The organism is Rhodococcoides corynebacterioides, assembly GCF_019834675.1.
GTDB lineage: Bacteria > Actinomycetota > Actinomycetes > Mycobacteriales > Mycobacteriaceae > Rhodococcoides > Rhodococcoides corynebacterioides_A.
In genome coordinates this window covers 316,749-337,145 of sequence record NZ_JABUBU010000002.1, presented here as the reverse complement: position 1 = coordinate 337,145, position 20,397 = coordinate 316,749, and the positions used below count along the sequence as shown (strand labels likewise).

The window sequence follows — 20,397 nt, the reverse complement described above, 5'->3', positions numbered from 1 at the left end:
CCGGTTGCGTGTGATGGGAGTCGATCCGGGCCTGACCCGGTGCGGCCTGAGCCTCGTCGAGGGCGGCGCCGGGCGTGCCGTGACCGCACTCGACGTCGATGTCGTGCGCACGCCGGCCGACCTCGACCTCGCCGAACGCCTCCTGCTCATCGCGGAGTCGGCCGAGTACTGGCTGGACACCCACCGACCGACCGTCGTCGCCGTCGAGCGGGTGTTCTCGCAGAACAACGTGCGGACGGCGATGGGCACCGCGCAGGCCGGCGGCGTGATCGCCCTCGCCGCCGCGCGTCGGGGAATCCCGGTCGCCTTCCACACCCCCAGCGAGGTCAAGGCCGCGGTGACGGGCAACGGCTCGGCGGACAAGGCCCAGGTGACCGCGATGGTGACCCGCATTCTCGGCATGCAGCGGGCACCGCGCCCAGCGGACGCCGCGGACGCGTTGGCCCTCGCCATCTGCCACTGCTGGCGGGCCCCGATGCTCGCGCGCATGGCCGCGGCCGAGAAGCAGGCCGCCGCGGCGAAGGCGGCGTACGAGAAGAAACTCACCCAGCAGCGCGCCGCTCACCGCGCGCGCACCATCACCCCGGGAGCGACGCGCTAGATGATCTCCTCCGTTCGCGGCACCGTGCTGGACATCGCCCTCGACCACGTCGTCGTGGAGGCGGCCGGTCTCGGCTACCGCGTGAACGTCACGCCGGCCACCCTCGCGTCGCTCACGCGCGGGTCCGAGGCCACGCTGGTGACGTCGATGATCGTCCGCGAGGACTCGATGACCCTGTACGGGTTCACCGACGGGACCTCGCGCGACCTGTTCGGGTTGCTGCAGACCGTGTCGGGGGTCGGCCCCCGGCTCGCCATGGCGGTGCTGGCGGTGCTCGAACCCGACGCGCTGCGCACCGCCCTCGCCGACGGCAACACCGCCGCACTGACGCGGGTACCGGGTATCGGCAAGCGCGGCGCCGAGCGCATGGTCGTCGAGCTCCGGGACAAGATCGACGGCGTGGTGGCGGCGCCGGCCACCGCCGCCGGCCCCGCCGGGGCGGGCGCGGTCCGAGATCAGGTCGTCGAGGCGCTGGTCGGCCTCGGCTTCCCGGTCAAGCAGGCCGAGACCGCCGTCGACGCGGTCCTCGTGGACTCGCCCGACGCGAGCACCTCCGTCGCCCTGCGGTCCGCCCTGTCGACGCTCGGACGTTCCCGATGACGGACGAGGATCGGCCGGAGGACCCCTCGCCCGTCACCGCCGAGGTCCGACCCGACGACGGCGATCTCGACGCGAGCCTGCGCCCGAAATCGCTCGACGACTTCATCGGCCAGCCGCGTGTCCGTGAGCAACTGCACCTGGTGCTGCAGGGCGCGACCCAGCGCGGCGGCACACCCGATCACATCCTGCTGTCCGGCCCGCCCGGTCTGGGCAAGACCTCGATGGCCATGATCATCGCCGCCGAACTCGGCAGCGCCCTGCGCCTGACGTCCGGCCCGGCGCTCGAGCGGGCCGGCGACCTCGCCGCCATGCTCAGCAACCTGGTCGAGGGCGACGTGCTGTTCATCGACGAGATCCACCGCATCGCGCGCCCGGCCGAGGAGATGCTGTACCTGGCCATGGAGGACTTCCGGGTGGACGTCGTGGTCGGGAAAGGACCGGGCGCGACGTCCATTCCCCTCGACGTCGCGCCGTTCACGCTGGTCGGAGCGACCACCCGATCCGGTGCGCTCACCGGCCCGTTGCGCGACCGTTTCGGGTTCACCGCGCACATGGACTTCTACGACCCGCAGGAGCTCGAGCGCATCCTCACGCGGTCGGCCGGGATTCTGGGGGTGCGGATCGAGGCCGACGCGGCCGCGGAGATCGCGGGCCGCTCCCGCGGGACCCCGCGTATCGCCAACCGACTGCTCCGCCGCGTGCGCGACTACGCGGAGGTGCGCGCCGACGGCCGGGTCACCCTGGCCGTGGCGCGCGCGGCGCTCGACGTCTACGACGTGGACGAACTCGGACTGGACCGGCTCGACCGCGCGGTCCTCGGCGCGCTGGTGCGCAGCTTCGGCGGCGGGCCGGTGGGGGTGTCGACGCTCGCCGTGGCGGTGGGGGAGGAACCCGCCACCGTCGAGGAGGTGTGCGAGCCGTACCTGGTGCGCGCGGGCATGATCGCGCGGACACCGCGGGGCCGCGTCGCGACGGCGGCGGCCTGGGAGCGACTGGGGCTGGTTCCCCCGCCCGACCTGGCCGTCGGCGGTATCGCCGTGCGGGTCAACGAGCCGCAGCGGACCCTGTTCGACGAGTCCTGATCGCCCGAAACGGGCATCGGCGTGGCACACTGGACACGCGGTGGGCAGCCGTTCCCCCGGTCGAGCCCGCCACCATTCACCCCCGATCACGAGGATTGACGTTTCCGATGGAACTGCTGTTTCCCCTTCTCATTCTTGCGCTCCTGGTGCCCATGTTCATGGGTATCCGCCGACAGAAGAAGGAGATGGCGAAGGTCTCCGAACTGCAGCAGTCGCTCAGCGTCGGTGACCGCGTGATCACCACCGCCGGACTGCACGGCCTGGTCGACGACCTCACCGACGACACCGTCGACCTCGAGATCGCGCCCGGCATCATCACCACCTGGTCGCGCGTCGTCGTCCGCGAGGTCGTCGCCGATCAGGACGAGGCCGACGAGTTCGAGCAGACCACCGCCACCGCCACCGACTACGACGAGACCGTCGACGCCGGCGCGCGTGTCGATGCGCTGGAGAACGGCCGCACCACGGACACGGACGCCGCGGCGCCCCGCCTGACCAAGGACTGATCGGCCGATCGGGCCCCGCGCCCCGGCCACCCACCGCCCCCGAGGACGTCCTCGGGGGCGGTGTCGTGTCCGCGAGAGGGTACGGTCGATCGGGCTTCGGACCGGAGCCGACTCGTCCCGGCCCGAGAATCCCGAACCCCGACCCCGAACATCCGAGGAGAAGCAGCAATCGTGGCATCGTCCAGCGGATCGTCGTATCCGGTGCGGTATCTCGCCCTGTTCGGGGCGTTGGTCGCACTGATCTACGGCTTGGTGTTCCTCACCGGTGACAAGTCGCCCACCCCCAAACTGGGCATCGACCTGCAGGGCGGTACCCGGGTCACGCTGACCGCGCGGACTCCCGACGGCAGTGCCCCGAGCCAGGACAGCCTGCGCCAGGCCCAGCAGATCATCGAGACGCGCGTCAACGGACTGGGCGTGTCCGGCTCCGAGGTGGTCATCGACGGCCAGAACCTGGTCATCACCGTGCCCGGCGACGACTCGTCGCAGGCGCGCACGCTGGGCCAGACGGCCCGCCTCTACATCCGGCCGGTGATCCAGGCCGCACAGCCCACCGCTCCGGGCACCCCGGCGCCGACCGATCCGGCTGCGCCAGTCGATCCCGCCGCGCCGGTCGATCCCGCCGCGCCGGTCGATCCCGCTGCGCCGGTCGATCCCGCCGTGCCGGCCCCGCAGAACCGGCCGTTCCCGGCGCAGGACCCCACGGAGCCTGCCGCGCCGACCGACACCGCGCCCACCGACACCGCGCCGACCGACACCGCGCCGACCGAGCAGGACGCCGGGTCGGAGCCGGGCGCCGCACCCGCCGAGTCCTCGCCCGACGAGACCGCGGACGCGATCGCCGAGGCCAAGGCGCGGCGCCAGAGCGAGGATCCGGCCGTGCAGCAGCAGGCCGCCGCGACCATCGTCTGCTCGGCACCGGACCCGCTGCAGGGCAACGACGATCCCGCCCTGCCGCTGGTGGCCTGCTCGACCGACGGCACCTCGGTGTACGTGCTCGGGCCGTCGATCATCGACGGTCAGCAGATCGCGGACGCGTCGTCCCAGTTCGACACCCAGCAGTCCCGCAACGTCGTCTCGCTCAGCTTCGACACCACCGGCGGCGACACCTGGGCGCAGTTCACCGCGGCCAACATCGGCCAGCAGGCGGCGTTCACCCTCGACTCCAAGGTGGTCAGCGCACCGGTGATCCAGGGCGCCACCCCGTCGGGCAGCGCCACGCAGATCACCGGCAACTTCACCGCCGACAGCGCGCGTGAACTCGCCAACACCCTGAAGTACGGCTCGCTCCCGCTGTCCTTCGCCGCGTCCGAGGCGGAGACGGTCTCCGCGACCCTCGGCCTGGCGTCCCTGGAGGCCGGTCTGATCGCGGGCGCCGTGGGCCTGGTCCTGGTCCTGCTGTACTGCCTGCTCTACTACCGGATGCTCGGCATCCTGACCGCCCTGTCGCTGGTGCTCTCCCTGGCCGCGATCTACGGCATCCTCGTGCTCCTGGGCCGGTGGATCGACTTCACCCTCGACCTCGCCGGCATCGCCGGTCTGATCATCGGTATCGGTATGACCGCCGACTCGTTCGTCGTGTTCTTCGAACGCATCAAGGACGAGATCCGCGAGGGCCGCAGCTTCCGGTCCGCCGTTCCGCGCGGGTGGGCACGCGCCCGGCGCACGATTCTGTCCGGCAACGCGGTCAGCTTCATCGCCGCCGCCGTGCTGTACGTGCTGGCCGTCGGTCAGGTGCGCGGCTTCGCGTTCACGCTCGGCCTGTCGACGCTGCTCGACATCGTGATCGTGGTGCTCGTGACGTGGCCGCTGGTCAACCTCGCCTCGCGGTCCGAGTTCTGGTCCCGCCCGTCCGTCAACGGTCTCGGCGCGGTGCAGGAGATCGCCCGTGCGCGCAAGCGTGCCGCCGCCGCCAAGACCGCCGCCGTCGCCGGCGCCGACAAGGAGGCCTGATCCATGGCCGGAACCACCACCGACACCCCGATCGCGGACACGGCACCGGAGACCGCCGACCACGGGCGGAGCCTGCTCTCGCGGCTCTACACCGGAACCGGTGCGTTCGACATCATCGGACGCCGCCGACTCTGGTACATCGTCACCGCGGTCATCGTCGCCGCATCGCTGCTGTCCATCCTGGTGCGCGGCTTCACACTGGGCATCGACTTCGAGGGCGGCACCCGCGTGCAGTTCCCCGCCGCCGGGGGCGTCGAGACCGCACAGGTCGAGCAGATCTACACCGACACGCTCGGCACCGAGCCGGTGGCCGTGCAGACGGTCGGCACCGGATCGGGCGCCACCATCCAGATCCGCTCGGAGACCCTCGACCCCGGCCAGGCGTCGTCGTTGCAGACCGCCCTGTTCGACGCGTTCGCGCCGCAGAACGCCGACGGTGAGGCCACCCCGGACGCCGTCACGTTCACCGACGTCAGCGAGACGTGGGGATCGCAGATCACCGACAAGGCGTTGATCGCGCTCGCCGTGTTCCTCGTGCTGGTGAGCATCTACATCGCCATTCGATACGAGCGGGACATGGCGGTCGCCGGTATCGCGGCCCTGTTCTTCGACATCCTCGTCACCGCGGGCTTCTACTCCCTGGTGGGCTTCGAGGTCACCCCGGCCACCGTCATCGGCCTGCTGACCATTCTCGGCTTCTCGCTCTACGACTCCGTCGTGGTGTTCGACAAGGTCGAGGAGAACACCCGCGGCGTCCTGCACCTCAACCGGCGCACCTACGCCGAGCAGGCCAACCTCGCCGTCAACCAGACCCTCATGCGGTCGATCAACACCACCGTCATCAGCGTGCTGCCGGTCATCGCCCTCATGGTCATCGCCGTCTGGCTGCTGGGCGTCGGCACGCTCAAGGATCTCGCGCTGGTGCAGCTGGTGGGCATCGTGGTCGGCGCCTACTCCTCGATCTTCTTCGCCACCCCGCTGCTGGTCACCCTCAAGGAACGGTGGGGGCCCGTGGCCGCCCACACCCGCAAGGTGCACGCCAAGCGGGCCGAGGCCGCTCAGCGGCGCAGCGGCGGCGCCGCACCCGCGACGGCCGGTGGCGCGAGCGACGCCTCCCCGTCGGCGGGTGCGACCGTCTCCGTCCAGAAGCCGCGTCGGAGCAGCACCGACGGGCCGCGCGCGGGCGCGCGGAGCAGCACCGACGGGCCGCGCTCGCGGCCGACCGGCAAGCGGGCCAAGCGGAGGCGCTGACATGAGCCGGGGCAGGACACGAACGGTCGCCTGTGCCGCGGCCGTGCTGGTCGCCGTGTCCGCGGCGGCGTGCAGCACCGAGGAGGACCGCGTCCCCTCGATCGGCTACGCGGTGAACGGGTCGATCACCACCTACAACGCGGGCACCACCGAGGGCGCGTACTCGGCTGCGCCGCAGGCGTTCGCGCGCGTCCTGCCCGGCTTCACCATGATCGGACCGGGCGGCACCTCGGTGGCGGACACCGACATCGGGACGGTCACGGCCGCGCCCGGACAACAGCAGGTGCTGACCTACACGTTCTCCCCGGCCGCCGTCTGGTCCGACGGCGTGCCCATGACCTGCGACGACCTCGTCCTGGCCTGGGTCGCCCGCCGCGGTGACACCGAGACGTCGGGAACGGCGTTCGATCCCGCGGCGACGGCCGGATACTCCGACATCGAGCGCATCGACTGCGTTCCCTCGCAGAAGGTGGCCACGGTCACCTTCCGAGCCGATCGGCCCCTCGTCGACCGACAGTCGCTCTTCGGTGCGGGCAGCATCCTCCCCGCGCACGTCGCGGCCCGCACGGCGGGCGTCCCCGACGTCACGTCGACGCTCGCGGGCGGCGACGCGGACGCTCTCGGCCGCCTCGCCGCGGCGTGGAACACCGGCTGGACGCTGCCGACCGGCACCGTCGACCCCGCGGTGTTCCCCGCGTCGGGTCCGTTCCGCGTCGAGTCGTTTTCCGCGGAGGACGGCCTGGTGCTCGTGCCCAACGAGGCCTGGTGGGGTGTGCCCGCCGCCACGGACCGCGTCGTGGTGTGGCCCGCCGGCGTCGACCTGAGCGAGAAGGCGGCGTCCGGCGACATCGAGGTCGCCGATCTGCCCGGCGGCGCGGCCGTTCCCGACGGGTTCGCCGCCACCGCGCAACCGGGCTTCGGCGTCGAGCAGTTGGTCTTCGCGACGTCGGGCGTGTTCGCCGACCCGGCGGCCCGCCGAGCCCTGGCGGCGTGCGTGCCGCGCACCGCCCTGTTCGACGCCCACGGCCACCCCGGGTACGACGCCGAGGCCGGCCGCGGGTCGGGCGTCGTCGATAGTCGCGTGACGCTGCCGGGCACCCTGCCCTATCGCAGCGTCGCCGCGACGGCCGCCGAGCGGTACCGCACCACCGACGTCGCCACCGTGACCGCCGGTCTCGCGCAGGCCGGTCTCACCGACCCCACCGTCCGCATCGGTTACCGCGGGCCCGACCAGCGTCGTGCCGCGATCGTCGCCGACATCGCCGCCGCGTGCGGGCCGCTCGGCATCGAGGTCGTCGACGCGTCGTCGGACACGTTCTCCCCGCTCGCCCTGCGCGCCGGCGAGGTCGACGTCGTGCTCGGCGGCACCGCCGGCGGCAGCGGGCCCACCGGCAGCGCGTCGGCCACCGCCGCGCGCACCGCTCTGCTCGGCGGGCAGAACGTCAACCTCGGGGGCTATGCGAACGGGCGGGTCGACGAGCTGCTGAACCGGCTCGCCGTCGACGGCTCGGACGCCACCGTGCTGTCGGCCGGAACGGACGTCGAGACCGTCCTCTGGGACGAGATGCCGACCCTGCCGCTGTGGAACGCCCCCGCCCTCACCGCGACCGCGTCGGGTATGCGCGGCGTCGAGGCAAACCCGACCGTCGCCGGAGCAGGATGGAACATGGACAAATGGGTCTTCGTCCGATGAGCGATCAGCTCTCACCCGCCGCGCTCGCCGTGGAGCGGCTCACCCGGTGGGCGGACGACTTCCCGACCCCCGGTGTGCGCTTCGCCGACCTGACGCCGGTGTTCGCCGACGCCGAGGGCCTACGCCTCGTCATCGACGCGTTGGCCGAGGCCGGGCGGGACGCGGACGTCGTGGCCGGGATCGACGCCCGCGGCTTCCTGCTCGGTGCCGGTGTGGCGCTCGCGCTGAACACCGGAGTGATCGCCGTTCGCAAGGCGGGCAAGCTGCCGCCGCCCGTCCACCGGCAGACCTACGACCTCGAATACGGCACCGCCGAACTCGAGATCGCCGCCGACGGCATCGCGCTCGCCGGCCGTCGCGTCCTGGTGGTCGACGACGTCCTGGCCACCGGCGGAACCCTCGAAGCGGCCGCGGACCTCCTGACGCGCTGCGGGTGCGAGGTGGTCGGTGCCGCCGTCGTCCTCGAGGTGGAAGCTCTCGGTGGCCGTGCGCGTTGGAACCATGGACCGCTCACCACTCTGGGTTCCGTCTAGGCTGAGCGGGCCAGGACTGCGGGAGGTGCCCTAGATGACGCGCTACATCGGACAGACGCCGACGGACGCCGAGCCCACCCCTGTCCCGGAGACGGACGCCGCACCGGAGCGGGTGGCCCCCGCGACCCCCGAGGGAACCGACGCCGCGGCCGAGACGCCGCCGAGCGCACCCACCCCGCAGGCACCGACCCCCCAGGCTCCGTCGTCGGCATCGCGGCGGGTGCGCGCCCGCCTCGCCCGGCGCATCACCGCCCAGCGGAGCACCGCCGTCAAGACGGTTCTCGAGCCGCTGGCCGGCACGCATCGGACCCTGTACCCGAAGGCCGACCTCGGCCTGCTGCAGCGCGCCTACGACGTGGCCGAGGAACGCCACGCGTCGCAGATGCGCAAGTCCGGGGACCCCTACATCACCCATCCGCTGGCCGTCGCGAACATTCTCGCCGAGCTCGGCATGGACACGACCACGCTGGTCGCCGCGTTGCTGCACGACACCGTCGAGGACACCGGCTACTCGCTCGACCAGCTGCGCGCCGACTTCGGTGACGAGGTCGCACACCTGGTGGACGGCGTCACCAAGCTGGACAAGGTGGCGCTCGGCACCGCCGCCGAGGGCGAAACCATCCGCAAGATGATCATCGCGATGGCCCGCGATCCGCGGGTGCTGGTCATCAAGGTCGCCGACCGTCTGCACAACATGCGCACCATGCGCTTCCTGCCGCCCGAGAAGCAGGCGCGCAAGGCGAAGGAGACGCTCGAGGTCATTGCCCCGCTCGCGCACCGCCTCGGGATGGCGACGGTGAAGTGGGAGCTCGAGGACCTCGCGTTCGCGATCCTGCACCCCAAGAAGTACGACGAGATCGTGCGGCTCGTCGCCGACCGCGCCCCGTCGCGCGACACCTACCTGGCCAAGGTGCGGGCCGAGATCAACAGCACGCTCGCGGCGTCGCGCATCGGCGCGGTGGTCGAGGGTCGCCCCAAGCACTACTGGTCGATCTACCAGAAGATGATCGTCAAGGGACGCGACTTCGACGACATCCACGACCTGGTCGGCGTCCGCATCCTCTGCGACGAGATCCGCGACTGTTACGCCGCCGTCGGCGTCGTGCACTCGCTGTGGCAGCCGATGGCCGGGCGCTTCAAGGACTACATCGCGCAGCCGCGGTTCGGGGTCTACCAGTCGCTGCACACCACCGTGGTCGGGCCGGAGGGCAAGCCCCTCGAGGTGCAGATCCGGACGCGGGACATGCACCGCACGGCGGAGTTCGGCATCGCCGCGCACTGGCGGTACAAGGAGACCAAGGGCAAGCACTCCGGTGACGCCGCCGAGGTCGACGACATGGCGTGGATGCGTCAGCTCCTCGACTGGCAGCGTGAGGCGGCCGATCCGGGGGAGTTCCTCGAATCGCTCCGGTACGACCTGGCGGTCAAGGAGATCTTCGTCTTCACCCCCAAGGGCGACGTGGTGACGCTGCCGGCCGGTTCGTGTCCGGTGGACTTCGCGTACGCCGTCCACACCGAGGTGGGGCACCGCTGCATCGGAGCGCGGGTCAACGGCCGACTGGTGGCGCTCGAGCGTCGGCTCGAGAACGGCGAGGTGGTGGAGGTCTTCACCTCCAAGGCGCCCACCGCGGGCCCGAGCCGGGACTGGCAGACCTTCGTCGCGTCCCCGCGGGCGAAGACCAAGATCCGCCAGTGGTTCGCCAAGGAACGGCGTGAGGAAGCCCTCGACGCCGGCAAGGACGCCATCGCCAAGGAAGTGCGGCGCGGCGGACTTCCGTTGCAGCGCTTGATGAACGGCGAATCCATGTCGGCCATCGCGCACGAGCTGCGCTACGTCGACGTCTCCGCGCTCTACACCGCGGTGGGGGAGAACCACGTCTCCGCGCAGCACGTGGTGCAGCGGCTGGTGGCGCATCTCGGCGGCGTGGGCGACGTCGAGGAGGAGTTGGCCGAGCGATCGACGCCGTCGACCATCCCCACGCGCCCTCGACGCGTCGGCGACGCCGGCGTTCTCGTCGCGGGGGCCGACGGTGTGGTGGCCAAGCTCGCCAAGTGCTGCACGCCGGTCCCCGGCGACGACATCCTGGGCTTCGTCACCCGCGGCGGTTCCGTCAGCGTCCACCGCACGGACTGCACCAACGCCACGTCGCTGCAGCAGCAGTCCGAGCGGCTCATCGACGTCGAATGGGCGCCGTCGCCGTCCTCGGTGTTCTTGGTCGCCATCCAGATCGAGGCGTTGGACCGCCACCGTCTGCTCTCGGACGTGACCAAGGCCCTCGCCGACGAGAAGGTCAATATTCTCTCGGCGTCGGTGACCACGTCCGGGGATCGGGTGGCGATCTCGAAGTTCACGTTCGAGATGGGCGACCCCAAGCACCTGGGCCACGTGCTCAACGTCGTCCGCAACGTCGAGGGCGTCTACGACGTCTACCGGCTGACGTCGGCGGCGTGACCGACTGACGTCGGCGGCATGATCGGCTGACGTCGGCGGCGTGACCGACTAGCCGGCCAGGTTCTCGGCCGCGCGGTCCGACTCGGGCGCGTCCCACACCGCGGCGGCGTCGGCGACGGGGATGTCGAGCGCCGCGCACAGGCGGACGACGGTGCCGAAGCCCGGGCTCGGGATGCGGCCGGTCTCGATCTTGCGCAGGGTCTCCGCCGAGATCCCTGCTGCGGCCGCGACCGCGTCCGGGTCGGCGCCCGCCCGTGCGGTCCGCAGGAGCCCACCCAGTCGACGACCGGCGGCGAGCTGTTCGGGTGTCAGGGGGAGACGGACCATGCGGGCAGTCTACCGGTATTGGTGTACCGTTCCGCGGATGCGAAGGGATAACAATACCGACGATGCGCTGACGTCCGACGCGACGGAACGGAGCCGGCCGTGATGGAGCTGAAGACCCCCGCCGAGATCGAACGGATGGCCGTCACCGGCCGTTTCGTCGGGGAGACGCTGCGCACGCTCGCTGCCGAGGCCGTGCCCGGGACCAACTTGCTCGACCTCGAGCTGCACGCACGGGATCTGGTGGCCGCGCGCGGCGCGACGTCCTGCTACTGGGACTACGCGCCGTCCTTCGGGCACGGGCCGTTCCGCAACGTCATCTGCCTGTCGGTCAACGACGCCGTGCTCCACGGCAAGCCCCGCGACCTGGTCCTCGCGGACGGTGATGTCCTGACCCTGGACTTCGCCGTGAGCATCGACGGGTGGGTGGCGGACGCCGCGACCACGGTCGTCGTGACCCGCCGCGGTGGTCGCGGGGCGGCGACCGCCGACCCGCAGGACGTCGCGCTGATCGAGTCGACACGCCGCGCACTCGACGCCGGTATCGCGGCTGCCGTCGCGGGCGCCCGGCTCGGTGACGTGTCCGCGGCGATCGGTGCCGTGGCCGCCGAGGGCGGCTATCGCGTCAGCACGGAGTTCGGCGGTCACGGCCTCGGCCGCACGATGCACGAGGATCCGCACGTGCCCAACGTCGGTCGACCCGGCCGCGGCATGGTACTGCGGCCGGGGACGACCCTGGCGCTCGAGCCGTGGTGGGGCCGCGGAACCGAGCGGCTCGTGGTGGACGGCGACGGGTGGACCCTGCGATCCGCCGATGGCTCCCGAACCGCCCACTCGGAGCACACGGTCGCGATCACCGAGGACGGGCCGCGGGTGCTCACGGCCGGGTAGGCCTCGGTGTCACGGCCGGGTAGGCCTCGGTGTCACGGCCGGGTAGGCCTCGAGGTCACGGCCGGGTAGCTCGGCGTCAGACCAGGTCGAGCCGCACGGAGTTCAGCGTCGTCGCGGCCGCGGGCGGGCCGTCCTGGCCGCCGCCCTCGACACCGGCCGCCGCGACCTTGTCGAGCGTCGCGAGTCCGGTCTCGTCGATGGTGCCGAAGACGGTGTAGTTCGGCGGCAACTGCGAATCGCCGTAGACCAGGAAGAACTGGCTGCCGTTGGTGTCGGCGCCGGCGTTGGCCATGGCGATGGTGCCGCGCGGGTAGAGGACCGGCGACTGCAGGCCGGCGGGATCGTCGCCGTACTGATCGGTGGGGAATTCGTTGGCGTACTGGTAGCCCGGTCCGCCGGTGCCGGTGCCGGTGGGGTCACCGCACTGCAGCACCTTCAGGCTGTCGGCGGTGGTGAGGCGGTGGCAGGTGGTGCCGTCGAAGTACTGCTGTCCCGCGAGCGAGGCGAAGCTGTTCACCGTGCACGGAGACTCGGTGGCGTTCAGGGACAGGCCGATGTTGCCCTGCGTGGTCTCCATGCTGACGCTGACGTTGTCGTCCGTGGTCGGGACGTTCTCGGTCTGCGGCGCGGTGTTGGGCTTCGCGGCCTCGCCGGCGGCGGGATACGCGCAGCTCACGGTCTCGGCGAGCGGGGTGGACCGACCGGCGGGCAGCTGACCCTCGGGGATCGGAGCCGACGAGGTGTCGGCGGCCTGCGTCGAGGCGTCGTCACCGCCGCGGGTGACGCCCACCGCCACGGCGACACCGCCGATCAGGACGACCGCGGCGACGGCGACACCGGCGATGGTGGCCTGCTTGCGGCGTCGGGCGCGGGCGGCGCGGTTGGCCAGCTGACGGTCGAGCTTCCGCTTGGCGGCTTCACGACGCTGTTCGTTGGTCGGCACGGGGCGCGGTCCTTCTCTCGTCGAGTGGTCGGTCGGGGCAGCAAGAGTCTGCCAAACCCACCTGAGAGGAGTCCGAGGCGGTGCGCGGCTGCGACGGCGCGGAGCCTAGAGTGGAACGACCTCTTCTCCGCCGACATCAGGAGTCCTGCTCGTGCGCGTCACCGGATTCCCCGCCGGTCTCTTCCAGACCAACTGCTACGTGATCGCCCTCGACGGAGCGCGCGAGTGCCTCGTCGTCGATCCCGGTCAGGACGCCGCGGCGCCCCTCGTCGATTTCCTCACCGAGGCGGAGCTGACCCCCGCCGCGGTGCTGTTGACGCACGGCCACCTCGATCACATGTGGGACGCGACCCCGATCTGCGAGCGCTTCGACGCCCCCTTGTACGTGCATCCGCGGGACCGGCACCTGCTGACCGACCCGGCCGCCGGCATCGGGCCGACCCTGTCGCCGCTGATCGCGGGCGTGACGTTCACCGAGCCCACCGTGGTGCACGAGCTCGATCACGACCGGGACGTCGAGGCGGCCGGTATCCGCGTGCGCGTGACGCACACACCCGGCCACACGCAGGGGTCCGTGGTCTTCGGGGTCGACGCCGGCGCCCGGCGCGTCGTCTTCTCCGGCGACACGCTGTTCGCCGGGTCCATCGGCCGGACCGACCTGCCGGGCGGAGACCACGCCCAGCTGCTCCGGTCCATCGCGGACCGCCTGCTGCCGATGGCCGACGACGTCGCGGTCCTGCCCGGACACGGCGAGGCCACCACCATCGGCGCCGAGCGCGCCGGCAACCCGTTCCTGGTCGGACTGCCGGCCGAGCACGCGTGAGCTCGCGCTCGCCCGCACCCACCGCCGTCGACACGCGAGGACATCGAGGACACCGATGAGCAGGAACGACCGGAGTTTCGCTGCGCCGAAGGGCGTACCGGACTATCTCCCGCCGGACTCGGCCACCTTCGTGGCCGTCCGTGACGGCCTCACCGCCGCGGCCCGCGCCGCGGGGTACGGGCACATCGAGCTGCCGGTGTTCGAGGACACCGCGCTCTTCGCGCGCGGCGTCGGCGAGTCGACCGACGTGGTGAGCAAGGAGATGTACACCTTCGCCGACAAGGGCGACCGCAGTGTCACGCTGCGACCCGAGGGCACGGCCGGGGTGATGCGCGCGGTCATCGAGCACGGCCTCGACCGCGGGGCTCTGCCGGTCAAGGTCGCCTACTCGGGCCCGTTCTTCCGGTACGAGCGCCCGCAGGCCGGTCGGTACCGCCAGCTCCAGCAGGTGGGCGTCGAGGCCATCGGTGTCGACGATCCGGCCCTCGACGCCGAGGTGATCGCCGTGGCGGATGCGGGGTTCCGCAGCCTCGGCCTCACCGGATTCCGGCTCGAGGTGACCTCGCTGGGCGACGACACCTGCCGACCGCAGTACCGAGACTTGTTGCAGCAGTTCCTGTTCGACCTCCCGTTGGACGAGGAGACCCGCCGGCGGGCGGAGATCAATCCGCTGCGGGTGCTCGACGACAAGCGCCCGCACGTGCGGGAGATGACCGCCGACGCGCCGCTCATGGTGGACCACCTCTCGGACTCGGCCCGCACGCACTTCGACACCGTGCTCGCGCACCTCGACGCGATGGGGGTGCCCTACACCCGGAATCCCCGGATGGTCCGCGGCCTCGACTACTACACCAAGACCACGTTCGAGTTCGTCCACGACGGGCTCGGTGCCCAGTCGGGCATCGGCGGCGGCGGTCGCTACGACGGCCTCATGGCCCAACTGGGCGGACAGCCGCTCTCGGGCATCGGGTTCGGCCTCGGGGTCGACCGCACCGTGCTGGCCCTGGCCGCCGAGGGGGTCACGCCCGCGACCACCGCGCGCTGCGAGGTCTACGGCGTCCCGCTGGGCGACGAGGCGAAGGTACGCCTGGCCGTGCTGGCCCACCGCCTCCGTGCCGCCGGGGTGTCCGTCGACCTCGCCTACGGCGACCGCGGGATGAAGGGCGCGATGAAGGGCGCCGACCGGTCCGGAGCCCGCATCGCCCTGGTCCTCGGCGACCGGGACATCGAGGCCGACGAGGTCGGGGTCAAGAACCTCGCCACCGGTGACCAGGACGCGGTACCCACCGCCGACGTCGTCGCTCGGGTGACGGCGCTGCTCGGCCGGAGCGGCTGAGCACCGTGCCGGACCGAAGCACGGTCACCCTCGACCTGGTGCCGCCCGAGTTGATCCTGCCGCGTCTGCGCGTCGCCGCCGGTGTGTTCGCGGCGTTCGGGCTCGTGCTCGGACTGGTGGCGGGCTTCCTGCTGACCCCCGAGGTCGGCGTCGCACTGGCGCTCGCGCTGGTGGCGTCGGCGGTGTGGGCGGTGGTCTCCGCCGGGCGTCGTCGACTGTGGATCGACCACGGCGTCGTCTCGCGCCGGGGCGCGCTGCGCACCCGGCGGGTCAACGTGACCGACGCGGCGCGGGTGGAACTGCTGGTGCGGGTCGCGCGCGTCAGCCAGGTGCTCCTGCGGGTGGGCGACGACGCCACCACGGTGACCGTGCCCCTCGCGCTCTACACGGGCGACAGCGGCCGGGAACTGGGACCGGTGGCCCTGCGTGCGCTCGCGGACTCGCTGGCTCGGTCGTCGACCGCCACGGCCGCGGCGATGGCGTCCGTGCTGATCACGCAGCTGCGCGCGGAGGCGCGCGACGCGGGAGCCGCCGATCGCCCGCTGCACCGAGCGATCGGCGTGGTCGAGCGATCGGGCCGCGCCCCGGTCAGCACCCTCACCGACGCCGAGGTCGCCCGGCTGGTCGACTGATCCGGCTCGGCACCGGGGTGCCGGGTCGTGCCGAGTGGTGCCCGGTGGCGTCAGGTGGCGAGGTACGCGTCGAACACTGTGTCGCTGCCGTGGCGGGCCCCGGAGGTGACCACGAGGGCGCGGTTGAGGTAGCCCAGGGCGCGCGAGGCGGTCGACACGTCGAGAGTGCCGCGGAAGTAGTACGTGGCCGAGTCGACCTCGTCGCCGCGATCGAGAGCCCCGATCACGTCGGCGGTTCCGAACAGGAAGCCGCGCAGCGTCAGCCGCATCACGTCGTCGCCGTCCTCGGTCGCGGCGACCAGGTCGATGGCGTAGGTGCTCGACCCGTCCGCCCGAACCAGACGGGACTCGGTGCCCAGCGGGCGCACCACCGCGTCGATGCCGGGGCCGGTCAGCAGTCCACCGGACACGGCGGCCACCGTGTGCGACCCGGCGGGCGTCTCGCCCACCGACACCGCGTCCGCGGTGCGGATCACGAGGCGGAACAGCGGTTCGAGGGTGGGGGAGACGGGGTCCAGTGGTGAGGACGTGTCGACTGTGGTCACGCGCCCGACGCTAGCGGACCCCGGTGGCTGCGGCGCCACGCGCTGAACGAGCGCACCGACTCGGTGCCCGGTCGCACCAGCCACGGCCACGGATGCACCTCCACGGGAGCGAGCGCTGCGGACCGGCGAGCGAACCCGGGCACCGGAGCGTGGGTGACGGCCAGGGACCGCCCGGCCAACTCGTCGACCACCGTGCCGCGACGCACCTCGACCTCGCGGGTGTCGGCGAGCTCGCCCAGGGTCTCCGCCAGGAAGATCAGGCGCTTGCCGGACAACCGGAGTCGGCGCAGGAGTGGCTCGTCGAAGACGAAGACCGCCGGGCGGGACTCGTCGGCGGCCAGGGCCGGATCCTGCTCGCCCAGTGATTCCGCCGTGAGCCACACCTGCTCCGCGCCGCCGCCGTCCACGTCCGCGGGACCCGCCGGTACCGGACCCGAGCCGAGGTCGGGCCCCTCGACGCGCGGACCGGCGTCGGCGTCGGGCCAGTCCTCGATCGGGCAGGCGGTGTTCAGGGCGCAGTCCCGGCACAGCACCGACGCCCGCTTGCGCACCTGCCACCGGCTGAAGCCGTAGACCTTGCCGCCGCCGGTGCCCACCGTCCACTGCCAGCCCAGACGGTTGGCGGCGCGGGAGCCGTCGAGCAGGTGCGAGAACATGCGGTCCTCGCCGTCCCGCCAGTCCGCCCCGGCCCGGACCGCCCACTGGGAGGCCAACCACATCCGGGTCTGGTTGACCAGCCAGCCGTCGTCGTGCAGTTCGCCCACGGTCGCGTCCATGCATCGCATCTCGGCGGGCCAGGGGTCGTCGGACCACACGTCGCCCGGACGTCGCGGCGGCCGTGGCTGCTCTCGCACCAGGGTGGTCCCCAGCGCGGACCCGACCCGGGCGTAGAGGTGCCGGGCGAACTCCTGCCAAAGCAGCTCGTCCCGGTACTTGCCGCGGTCCCGAGCCGGCGCGTCGGCCACCCCGTCCCATACCTCGCGGAGCGTGAGCAGTCCGTGCCGGATGTAGGGCGACATGCGGCTCGCACCCCGGCGAGTCGTGGGAAGGACGGTGCTGCGGTCGCGGGCGTACCCGGTGACGTCGAGCAGGGCGAGGGCGGAGTCGGCGGCGCCCTGTCCGCCGCGCAGGGCGCCGGGCGCGATGTCGGACGGGTCCTCGAGCGCGAGATCGCCGAGATGTTCGGCCACCCACCGCGCGACGTCCGTGGGGTAGGCGCCGGTGCCGAGGCTCGGTGGGGTGGGAAGGCGGGTCATGTCACGACAGTACGGGTCGGAGCCGGGACGCGAACGAACATCTGTTCGACGAATACCGCCGGATCGCGGTACAGTCCGCATCGTCCATGTGTTCGAACGGGAGGGGTGCGCATGCGGTGGGACGCGCAGACACTCGATGCCCCGGAGGGTGCGCTTCCGGGGTTGGAACGGTCCGGCCTCGTGCGCGCCGGTCTGGTCCGCACCGTGCGCACCCCGCAGTTCGAGGGCATGACCTTCCACGAGGTGCTGTGCAAGAGCGCGCTCAACCGTGTCCCGGAGGAGTCGCGCCTGCCGTATCCCTGGACGATCAACCCGTTCCGCGGGTGCTCCCACGCCTGCGCGTACTGCTTCGCGCGGCCCACCCACGAGTACCTCGACCTCGACGCGGGGCGGGACTTCGACTCCCAGATCGTCGTCAAGACCAACGTGGTCTCGGTGCTGCGCCGGGAACTCGCGCGGGCGTCGTGGAAGCGAGAGCCCGTGGCGTTGGGCACCAACACCGACCCGTACCAGCGCGCCGAGGGCCGGTACGAGTTGATGCCGGGCATCGTGCGCGCGCTCACGGAGTCCGGCACGCCGTTCTCGATTCTCACCAAGGGCACGATGCTCCGGCGCGACCTGCCGCTGCTGGCGCTCGCCGCGCAGCAGGTCGACGTCCGGGTCAGCGTGAGCCTCGCCGTCCGGGATCCGGACCTGCAGAAGTCGCTCGAGCCGGGCACGCCGTCACCGCGAGCGCGTCTGGACCTGGTGCGGGCCATCACCGACGCCGGCCTCGGCTGCCACGTCCTCATCGCCCCCGTCGTTCCGTTCCTCACCGACAGTCCGAGTCAGCTCGACGCACTCATGGCGGACCTGCGCGAGGCGGGAGCGACCGGCGCGACGGTGATGCCGCTGTACCTGCGGTCGAGTACCCGCCAGGTGTTCCTGGAATGGCTGGGGGAGAACCACCCTGCCCTGCTGCGGCGCTACCGGACGCTCTACGGGCGGGGCGCCTACGTCAGCGACGAGTACACGACGTGGCTGCGCGGCAAGGTCGAGCCGTTGCGCCGCAAGCATTCCCTGACCGGGGTCGATCCGCTGGCGGCGCGGCCCAAGCCGGCTCCGCGCCGGGCGGCCGACACACCGCAACCCACGCTGTTCTGACCGGCGTCGGATGTCGGGCGTCTCCGACCGGTGTCAGATGTCGGGCGTCAGCCCCAGGTGCTCGAGGTAGCGGCGGGCCGAGCGCACCACGGCGCCCCGCCCGTCGGACTCGACCACCTTGCCCCACCAGGCGCCGTGGACGGTCTCGAACTCGAGGTCGCGCAGCAGGCGGACGGTGCGGCGGACGGTGTCCGGATGCTCGGGAATCAGGTTCGGGTAGCTGTACATGAAGGACACCCACCGCCGGTCGGCCACCACCTGCACGATGTCCCCGGAGCACAGGTCCCCGCGCCCGTCCGGGCCCGGCCAGTGCAGCACCGTGCCGCCGGCGAAGTGGACGCGCGCGTTGATCAGCGTGCGCCCCGGGAGGACCTCGAGGGTGTCGCCGTCCCAGGTCCGGACGGCTCCGCGGCGCGGAATCCATTGCCGGTCCCCGGCGTGCACGTAGATCGGGGCCCCGCCGAACGCCTCGCTCCACTCGACCATGGCGCTGTAGTAGTGCGGATGGGACAGGGCGATCGCGGCGACGCCGCCCAGCTCGGTCACCCGGGCCACCGCGGCGTCGTCGATGCTGGACACGCAGTCCCACAACACGTTTCCGCCCTCGCCCGGCACCAGGAGTGCACGCTGGCCGATGGCGAAGCTCGGCTCGGTGCCCACCCCGGTCAGACCGGTGATCTCCGGTCGCACCACCGTGCGGTGCTCGGCGGCGATCTCGGCCACGGTGGTCCAGCGCTGACCGCCCGCACCCACGTACTGCCGCTCGTCGGTGCAGATCGGGCAGACCTCGGGATCGACCGCGTCGTACTGGACCCCGCACGTCGCGCAGACGGGCAGGCGCGCACGGGTGGACCGGCCCGGCCCCGTCACCGGATCGACGACGGGTCGTCGAGGTTGCGCGCCGAGTAGGTGTCGCACGCGGCGACCTGCCCGGTGCGGTAGCCGGCGGTGAACCACGCCTGCCGCTGCGCGGACGACCCGTGCGTCCACCCCTCGGGATTCACCCGGCCCGACGACGCCTGCTGGATGCGGTCGTCGCCCACCGACGAGGCGGCCGAGAGCGCATCCGCGACGTCGCCGTCGGTCAGCGGCTCGAGCAGCGGTTCCGAGCCGCCGGGCGCGGGCTCGTCGTCCGCGCGATTGGCCCACACCCCCGCGTAGCAGTCCGCCTGCAGCTCCGTGCGGACCGCGCCGGACTCGGCACCGGCCGGATCGGCCTGCGCGCGACCGATGTCGCCGAGCTGGTTCTGGAGATGGTGGCCGAACTCGTGCGCGACCACGTACTCCTGCGCCAGGGGACCGCCGCTCGAGCCGAAGCGGTCGACGAGCACCTGGAAGAAGTCGGTGTCGAAGTACGCGGTGGAATCGGCCGGACAGTAGAAGGGACCCACGTCGGAGGTCGCGTTCCCGCATCCGGTGGACACCGATCCGCGGAACAGCTCCACCTCCGGCTGCACGTACGCGACCCCGGTCTGCGCGGCGAGCTGGGTGTCCCAGACCTGATCGAGGCTCTGCACCGTGGCCGTGACGCGGCAGTCGACGTTCGCGTTCGCGTCGGCGCCGGTCTCGCAGGTCGGGTCGCCGGCACCGTTGTCCTGTGTCGTGGCGGTGTCGCCGCCGAGGCTGCCGAGCACCTGCGAGGGATCGCCGCCGAGCAGCAGCGCGATCACCACGACGACGATGCCGCCGAGTCCGCCGCCGACGGCGATGCCCTTGCCCCGATTACCCGAGGACCGCTGCACGCGGGAGGAATCGATGCGCGCATCGGGATCGAACGTCATGGGTCACCGCTTTCTCGAGGCCTGTGCGCACAGCTTCGCACGTGACCACTGC

At 72.1% G+C, this 20,397-nt stretch carries 20 protein-coding genes; 14 read left to right on the top strand and 6 right to left on the bottom strand.

Features of this window, described 5'->3' with window-relative positions:
- Positions 1-4: 4 nt before the first annotated feature.
- The 9 genes from ruvC (at position 5) to HQ603_RS05830 (ending at position 10,671) form a co-directional block, all read left to right on the top strand.
- Positions 5-601, top strand: a complete 597-nt coding sequence (ruvC, locus tag HQ603_RS05870; protein WP_222683600.1) for a crossover junction endodeoxyribonuclease RuvC — start codon at positions 5-7, stop codon at positions 599-601.
- Complete coding sequence (gene ruvA, locus HQ603_RS05865; protein ID WP_222683599.1) at positions 602-1,201, top strand: Holliday junction branch migration protein RuvA; 600 nt, start codon at positions 602-604, stop codon at positions 1,199-1,201.
- Positions 1,198-2,283 carry a Holliday junction branch migration DNA helicase RuvB gene (ruvB, locus tag HQ603_RS05860; RefSeq protein ID WP_222683598.1) on the top strand — a complete coding sequence of 362 codons (1,086 nt, stop codon included), beginning with the start codon at positions 1,198-1,200 and terminating at the stop codon, positions 2,281-2,283. The genes ruvA and ruvB overlap by 4 nt, the downstream gene beginning before the upstream one ends.
- A 107-nt stretch (positions 2,284-2,390) precedes the next feature.
- Positions 2,391-2,789, top strand: coding sequence for a preprotein translocase subunit YajC (gene yajC, locus HQ603_RS05855; RefSeq protein ID WP_222683597.1), 399 nt, complete (start codon positions 2,391-2,393; stop codon positions 2,787-2,789).
- Between the two features lie 171 nt (positions 2,790-2,960).
- Positions 2,961-4,742 (top strand): protein translocase subunit SecD, encoded by a 1,782-nt coding sequence (secD, locus tag HQ603_RS05850; RefSeq protein WP_222683596.1) that lies wholly within the window; start codon positions 2,961-2,963, stop codon positions 4,740-4,742.
- A gap of 3 nt (positions 4,743-4,745) precedes the next feature.
- The gene (secF, locus tag HQ603_RS05845; protein ID WP_222683595.1) at positions 4,746-5,993 is read left to right on the top strand and encodes a protein translocase subunit SecF; all 1,248 of its coding nucleotides are present in this window, start codon (positions 4,746-4,748) and stop codon (positions 5,991-5,993) included.
- Between the two features lies 1 nt (position 5,994).
- A complete protein-coding gene (locus HQ603_RS05840; protein ID WP_222683594.1) occupies positions 5,995-7,686 on the top strand; it encodes an ABC transporter substrate-binding protein in 1,692 nt (563 codons plus the stop codon).
- Entirely contained in the window at positions 7,683-8,219 is a 537-nt protein-coding gene (locus HQ603_RS05835; protein WP_261773396.1) for an adenine phosphoribosyltransferase, read from the top strand. The genes HQ603_RS05840 and HQ603_RS05835 overlap by 4 nt, the downstream gene beginning before the upstream one ends.
- Positions 8,220-8,253: 34 nt before the next feature.
- Positions 8,254-10,671 (top strand): RelA/SpoT family protein, encoded by a 2,418-nt coding sequence (locus HQ603_RS05830; RefSeq protein ID WP_261773395.1) that lies wholly within the window; start codon positions 8,254-8,256, stop codon positions 10,669-10,671.
- Positions 10,672-10,719: 48 nt separating this feature from the next.
- Here HQ603_RS05830 and HQ603_RS05825 read toward each other — a convergent pair whose 3' ends face one another.
- Positions 10,720-10,998, bottom strand: coding sequence for a helix-turn-helix domain-containing protein (locus HQ603_RS05825; protein ID WP_222683592.1), 279 nt, complete (start codon positions 10,996-10,998; stop codon positions 10,720-10,722).
- A gap of 99 nt (positions 10,999-11,097) precedes the next feature.
- Here HQ603_RS05825 and map point away from each other — a divergent pair, with 99 nt between their 5' ends.
- Complete coding sequence (map, locus tag HQ603_RS05820) at positions 11,098-11,886, top strand: type I methionyl aminopeptidase (protein WP_222683591.1); 789 nt, start codon at positions 11,098-11,100, stop codon at positions 11,884-11,886.
- 76 nt (positions 11,887-11,962) lie between these two features.
- Here the strand turns inward: map and HQ603_RS05815 are convergent, their stop codons facing one another.
- Positions 11,963-12,829 (bottom strand): peptidylprolyl isomerase, encoded by an 867-nt coding sequence (locus HQ603_RS05815; RefSeq protein ID WP_222683590.1) that lies wholly within the window; start codon positions 12,827-12,829, stop codon positions 11,963-11,965.
- Between the two features lie 151 nt (positions 12,830-12,980).
- Here HQ603_RS05815 and HQ603_RS05810 point away from each other — a divergent pair, with 151 nt between their 5' ends.
- From HQ603_RS05810 to HQ603_RS05800, 3 genes are read left to right on the top strand one after another with little or no spacing between them, the layout of a single operon-like run.
- A complete protein-coding gene (locus tag HQ603_RS05810) occupies positions 12,981-13,652 on the top strand; it encodes an MBL fold metallo-hydrolase (protein ID WP_222683589.1) in 672 nt (223 codons plus the stop codon).
- Positions 13,653-13,707: 55 nt separating this feature from the next.
- A complete protein-coding gene (gene hisS / locus HQ603_RS05805; RefSeq protein ID WP_222683588.1) occupies positions 13,708-14,988 on the top strand; it encodes a histidine--tRNA ligase in 1,281 nt (426 codons plus the stop codon).
- Between the two features lie 5 nt (positions 14,989-14,993).
- Positions 14,994-15,620 carry a hypothetical protein gene (locus HQ603_RS05800; RefSeq protein WP_308126379.1) on the top strand — a complete coding sequence of 209 codons (627 nt, stop codon included), beginning with the start codon at positions 14,994-14,996 and terminating at the stop codon, positions 15,618-15,620.
- A 50-nt stretch (positions 15,621-15,670) separates the two neighbouring features.
- On the opposite strand, the gene HQ603_RS05795 is transcribed toward HQ603_RS05800, so the two are convergent.
- Complete coding sequence (locus HQ603_RS05795) at positions 15,671-16,165, bottom strand: DUF3237 family protein (RefSeq protein ID WP_222683587.1); 495 nt, start codon at positions 16,163-16,165, stop codon at positions 15,671-15,673.
- Positions 16,162-17,421, bottom strand: a complete 1,260-nt coding sequence (locus HQ603_RS05790; protein WP_222683586.1) for an FAD-binding domain-containing protein — start codon at positions 17,419-17,421, stop codon at positions 16,162-16,164. Before HQ603_RS05790 ends, HQ603_RS05795 begins: the two co-directional genes overlap by 4 nt.
- A gap of 111 nt (positions 17,422-17,532) precedes the next feature.
- Here HQ603_RS05790 and HQ603_RS05785 point away from each other — a divergent pair, with 111 nt between their 5' ends.
- On the top strand, positions 17,533-18,564 hold the full coding sequence (locus HQ603_RS05785; RefSeq protein WP_222683585.1) for an Rv2578c family radical SAM protein: 1,032 nt from the start codon (positions 17,533-17,535) through the stop codon (positions 18,562-18,564).
- 33 nt (positions 18,565-18,597) lie between these two features.
- On the opposite strand, the gene HQ603_RS05780 is transcribed toward HQ603_RS05785, so the two are convergent.
- Together HQ603_RS05780 and ypfJ are read right to left on the bottom strand one after the other, a co-directional pair.
- Positions 18,598-19,482: an MBL fold metallo-hydrolase gene (locus tag HQ603_RS05780; RefSeq protein WP_222683584.1), complete on the bottom strand. Its 885-nt coding sequence runs from the start codon at positions 19,480-19,482 to the stop codon at positions 18,598-18,600.
- Positions 19,431-20,345: a KPN_02809 family neutral zinc metallopeptidase gene (gene ypfJ, locus HQ603_RS05775; RefSeq protein ID WP_222683583.1), complete on the bottom strand. Its 915-nt coding sequence runs from the start codon at positions 20,343-20,345 to the stop codon at positions 19,431-19,433. Before ypfJ ends, HQ603_RS05780 begins: the two co-directional genes overlap by 52 nt.
- Positions 20,346-20,397: the final 52 nt, after the last annotated feature.